Below are 4,934 nucleotides of genomic sequence, written 5' to 3'. Positions count from 1 at the left end.
CCCCCCCCCCGCCCCCTCCCGCAAGGGGAGGGGGACTTAAAAAGCTCACTTCAAAGATGTGTGAATCCGATAGCCCGCAAGCGGGAGAGGCAATGCCCGGTGCGATCCTCCAGAGTGATCTGACCCAAATCATCTCGCTCTAGGCGGCCAGGATCACGCGCAGCGTGCGGCCGGCGGCGCCGGTGGGCAAGTCGATCGTGACACCGCCCTCCGCCCGCGGGGTGACGGATTCGTCCCCGATCCGCAGGCCCAGCACCCGCTCCGGCGTCAGCGACGGGAAGCGCAGCCAGGCGCCGGAGGGCAGCTCCGCCGGCAAAGTGATGGCGATATCGCCCTCGCCGAAGCGCAGCTGCGACAGCCGGCCCCGGAGATTGGTCTCCAAGAGCGTGCGGCTGCCGCGGCGCAAGGCAAGCACGCCGCTCTCGATGGCGACCGTCACCGCGCCGGCCGGGCTGGCGATCGGGCCCAGTGTGGCGTCGGCGCCGTCATTGACCAGCTCCCAGCCGCCCCAGGGGTTGATGTCCATCACCCGGGCGACGCCGAGCGCCGGCATCAGCGCGCCCCAGCTGTAAAAGCCCTCGGTGTCCGGCTGGTCCATCGGCTCGCCGGTCTCGGCGTTGAAGTTCTCCGGGCACAGCCGGCGCTCGTCCCAGGCTCGGGCGAACAGGCGCAGGCTGTCCTCGGCCAGCTTCACGGCCTCGGCCTCGAAGCCGTTGCGGCGCAGCCCGTGCCAGACCATCCAGTTCAAGGGCGGCCAGATCCGGCCGCGCCAGTAGGAATTGTCCTTCGCCGCCGGGTCGTCCCGCATCGTGCCGGGGATGACGAATTCGCCGCCGAAGGTGGCCGGGTCCTCGAGATGGGCCAGCAACTGCTGCGCCTGCTCGGGCGAGGCGGCGCCGCAGATCAGCGGGTAGAAGCTGGTCGGCCCCAGGCTGCGCACGAAGTCGCCGGACCACAGCCGGTTGGCGAAGATGCCGCGGCTGTCGTCCCACAGCTCGGAGCCGATCTTCGCCCGGGTCCGGGCGGCAGTCTCGGCATGGGCGGCCGCGGCCGCCTCGTCGCCCAGCTCGGTCGCGATCCAGGACAGCACCTCGGCGTCGAAGGCCAGCAGGCTGTTCAGCCCGACATCCTCCGACCGCAGGGTGCGCGTCTTCGGGTCGTATTCCGCCTCGTCATGGATCGGCGAATTGTCCATGCTGGATTCGTTGCGGGCGCCGAAGGAGGTGCCCTTGTACAGCCCCTCGCCGACATCCGAGGTGCCGTAGGAGACGAGGCCGCGACCGCGCGGATCGCGCTCGCGCCACCACCAGGCGTGGTTGCGCGCCAGCGTGCCATAGGCCAGCTCCAGCATCGGCCGCGAGCGGGAGCGGAGATAGATCAGCCACAGCAGGAACGACCCGATCGGCAGCTGGGTGCGGTCGACCCAGGCGTCGTTGGCGGTCAGCAGGCAGGCGAGGTTGCCCTCCGGCGTGGCGCTGGCCAGCGACGCCGCCAGGTTCTCCCGCGCCATCTCCTGGTCGAGATAGCCGGTGAGGAGGGCGTTGTAGAGCTGGTCGTTCAGCCAGACGCCGAAGCCGCCGAACTTCGACAGGTTCCAGTTCCGGCTGATCGAGGTGTAGGGCCGGTGGTTGACCTCGTCCCACACCGTGTTCCAGGCCATCACGTCGCGCAGCGCGTCCAGCGCCCCGGCCTGGGCCCCCGTCTGAACGGGAAGACTCTGGCCGGGAAGGGCAGGGACCTCGCCCGGCTCGGCCGCCAGCGCCCTGGCGCGCTCGACCGCCAGATCCGCCCGGTCGGCCACGGCGACGCCGATGCCGCCATCGCGCATCATCTCCAGGTTGAAGCGCAGCACCAGCACCGGCGCCGCCTCCGACCGCGAGGCGAGGTGGAAGTAGCCGTTCGTCTCATAGTCCTCGGCCACGGCCTCGACCGTGGCGTGGCCGGTCACCTGCACCGGCGGCTCGGCGCTGGCGATCGCCACGAAGCGGTGGCCGACCTTGACCAATGCGGCGCCCGCCGGGTCCCAGCGCGCGACCTCTCCCCCCTCTGCCGACAGGCAGAGATTGAACCAGAACCGCAGGCCCCATTCGCCGGTCTTCGCCGTGCGCCAGGTGCCGGACAGCTCGAACGGCCCGCGCTTGGCCCAGCGCCAGGCCAGGCCGGTGCCGGCATGGTTCAGGTCCAGCTCCACCAGGCTGCCGTCCAGCGCGTGGCGGCCGTAGCGCACCGACCTGGCCGGGAACAGCGTGGCGCTGCGGCTGCTGTCGGCATAGGCCAGCGGCGTCACCCGCACGCCGAGCGGCAGGAACACCATCTCGGCCGGGCGGCTGGACCAGGTGTTCCAGGCCCGGGCGAGCGGGACGGTGGTATCGCGCAGCATCTCAGCTCCAGGCCCGCAGGGCCGCTTCGGTGGTGACGATCTCCACCTGCTGGTCGAAGCGCGGCAGGATCAGGTCGAGCGTGGCGTGATGGCCCGGCAGCGACGAGCTGGTCATCGCATCGGACACGGCGATGATGCGGAAGCCGCGGTCGATGCCGTCGAGGATGGTGCCGAGGACGCAGACATCCGTCTCCACCCCGGTGACGATCAGCGTGTCGGCGCCCAGCGCGGCGAGCCGGTCGACGAATTCCGGCGCGGCGAAGGCGGAATGGGTCGGCTTGTCGATGACGCTGCCGGGTTCGGCCAGGGCGGCGAGATCGGCCACCAGGTCCAGCATGCCCGGCGCCAGGTTCGGCCGGGTCACCGCGGCCCAGCGCGTGTAGTAGCGACGCCAGGCGCCGGGCGCGTCCTCGGCCCGCTCGGGCGTCACGAAGCGCGGGAACAGGGTGCGGCCGGCCTTGGCCAGCGCGGCGACGTTGGGGACGATGCCCATCAGCGCCGGGGTCGACCACACCGTGTCCTCGGCGAACAGGCGCTGCAGGTCGATGGCGATGTGGATTGTGTTCGGCGACAGCGGCCCGAAGCGCAGCATCAATCCTCCAGCGCGATGGTGTGGGCGGCGGACCAGCCCAGGGTGACTGCGGAGCCGGGCGCCGGGGTGGCGCTGTCCTGCGACCGGTTCTGGGCGAAGACCTTCAGCTCGCGCCCGTCCGGCCCGGCCAGCAGATAGGTCGAGACGGCGCCGGCATAGATCACCTCGCGCAACGTCGCCGGCATCGCGTTCTCGAAGGTGTGGGCGGTGTTCGGGGCCAGGATCTGCATCTTCTCCGGCCGCACCGCCAGGGTGACCTTGGACCCGGCCGCCGGCAGCGGCCCCGCCACCCGAACCGTGCCGCCCTGCACCTCGACGCCGCCCGTCGCCACCATGCCCTCGAGGAAGTTGGCGTCGCCCAAAAAGCCGGCGGCGAAGCGGGTGCGCGGCTGCTCGTAGATCTCGCCCGGCGCCCCGTCCTGCACGATCCGGCCGCGGTCCAGGATGGCGATGCTGTCGGACAGGGTCAGCGCCTCCTCCTGGTCGTGGGTGACGAAGATGGTGGTCAGGCCGCTCTCGCGCTGGATCCGTTTCAGCTCGACCTGCATCTCCTGCCGCAGCCGCCGGTCCAGCGCCGACAAGGGCTCGTCCAGTAGCAGAACGGTCGGCTTGGTGACGATGGCGCGGGCCAGCGCGACACGTTGCTGCTGCCCGCCGGACAGCTGCTTCGGGCTGCGGCTCTCGAAGCCGGACAGGCGCACCATCTCCAGCGCCTCGCGCGCCTCCCTGGCGGCGGAGGGGCCGCGCACGCCACGCCGATTCAGCCCGAACATCACATTCTGCAGCACGGTCATGTGCGGGAACAGCGCATAGCTTTGGAACACCATGCCGATGCGCCGCTTCCACACCGGCACCCGCGTCACCTCCTCAGGCCCGATGCGCAGCTCGCCCTCGTCCGGCACGACGAAGCCGGCGACGATGCGCAGCAGCGTGGTCTTGCCGGAGCCGGAGGGACCGAGCAGGCTGGTGAAGCGCCCGGCCTCGAAGGTCGCGCTGATCCGGTCCAGCACGGTGGCGGGGCCGTAGCGCTTGCTGACGCCGGCGACTTCAACGCCTGGGGTGACCTCAACGCCGCTCACGGGCGCCTCCCATGTTCGACAGCAGCGCGAAAGCCAGGACCAGGACCATCGAGGCGCCCAAGAGGATGGTGGAGATGGCGTTGATCTCCGGCGTGAAGCCCTTGCGGATGGCGGAGTAGATCTCCACCGGCAGGGTGGTGACGCCGGGCGTGGCCAGGAAATAGGAGACCACGAACTGGTCCAGCGACACGGCGAAGGCGAACAGTGCCGCGGCGATGATGCTGGGTAGCAAGAGCGGCAGGGTGACGCTGAAGAAGGCGTGCAGCGGGGTCGACCCCAGGCTCATCGCCGCCTCCTCCAGGTCGGCGCGCTGCGACTGCAGCCCGGTGCCGACCACCAGCACGACATAGGGGATGGCCAGCGCGACATGGCCGATGGTCATGGCGAACAGGCCGCGACCGATGCCGGTGGAGAAGAAGAACACCAGCATGGCGGTGCCGGTGATCAGCCAGGGGATGGCGATCGGCGGCAGCAGCAGCAGCTGCAGCAGCGACCGGCCGCGGAACTTGCGCCGCGACAGGGCCAGCGCCGCCGGGGTGCCGATCGCGGTCGCCAGGATGGCGGTGACGACGGCGAGGATCAGGCTGTTGCCGCTGGCCGACAGCAGCCGCTCGTTGTCCGGCAACCTGGCGAACCAGTCGAACGAGAACTCGAAGGGCAGCTGGTACAGCGGCGAGGCGTTGAACGCCATCACCACCATCACCGCGATCGGCAGGTACAGGAAGGCGATGACGATCCAGAGATGGGCGAGGCCGAGCTTCTTCATGGCCGCGCTCCCCCGGTCGCGGCACGGTCGGATTCAGGCATCGCCTCCTTTGAGTCCCCCCTCCCCCCGCGGGAGGGGGGTAGGGGGAGGGGGTTCCCTCCGCCCGCGCCGGCCTGG

At 70.6% G+C, this 4,934-nt stretch carries 4 protein-coding genes; all 4 read right to left on the bottom strand.

Annotated features, from left to right (window positions below):
* Nucleotides 1-139: 139 nt before the first annotated feature.
* From AAHM41_RS38865 to AAHM41_RS38850, 4 genes are read right to left on the bottom strand one after another with little or no spacing between them, the layout of a single operon-like run.
* Nucleotides 140-2,380 carry an MGH1-like glycoside hydrolase domain-containing protein gene (locus AAHM41_RS38865; RefSeq protein WP_342241996.1) on the bottom strand — a complete coding sequence of 747 codons (2,241 nt, stop codon included), beginning with the start codon at nt 2,378-2,380 and terminating at the stop codon, nt 140-142.
* Between the two features lies 1 nt (nt 2,381).
* Complete coding sequence (locus tag AAHM41_RS38860; protein WP_342241995.1) at nt 2,382-2,972, bottom strand: cysteine hydrolase; 591 nt, start codon at nt 2,970-2,972, stop codon at nt 2,382-2,384.
* Nucleotides 2,972-4,051 (bottom strand): ABC transporter ATP-binding protein, encoded by a 1,080-nt coding sequence (locus AAHM41_RS38855; protein ID WP_342241994.1) that lies wholly within the window; start codon nt 4,049-4,051, stop codon nt 2,972-2,974. The genes AAHM41_RS38860 and AAHM41_RS38855 overlap by 1 nt, the downstream gene beginning before the upstream one ends.
* Nucleotides 4,038-4,817 (bottom strand): ABC transporter permease, encoded by a 780-nt coding sequence (locus AAHM41_RS38850; RefSeq protein WP_342241993.1) that lies wholly within the window; start codon nt 4,815-4,817, stop codon nt 4,038-4,040. Before AAHM41_RS38850 ends, AAHM41_RS38855 begins: the two co-directional genes overlap by 14 nt.
* Nucleotides 4,818-4,934 lie beyond the last annotated feature (117 nt).

It is taken from the genome of Inquilinus sp. OTU3971 (assembly GCF_038440215.1).
This window is presented reverse-complemented; position numbering and strand designations above follow the sequence as displayed.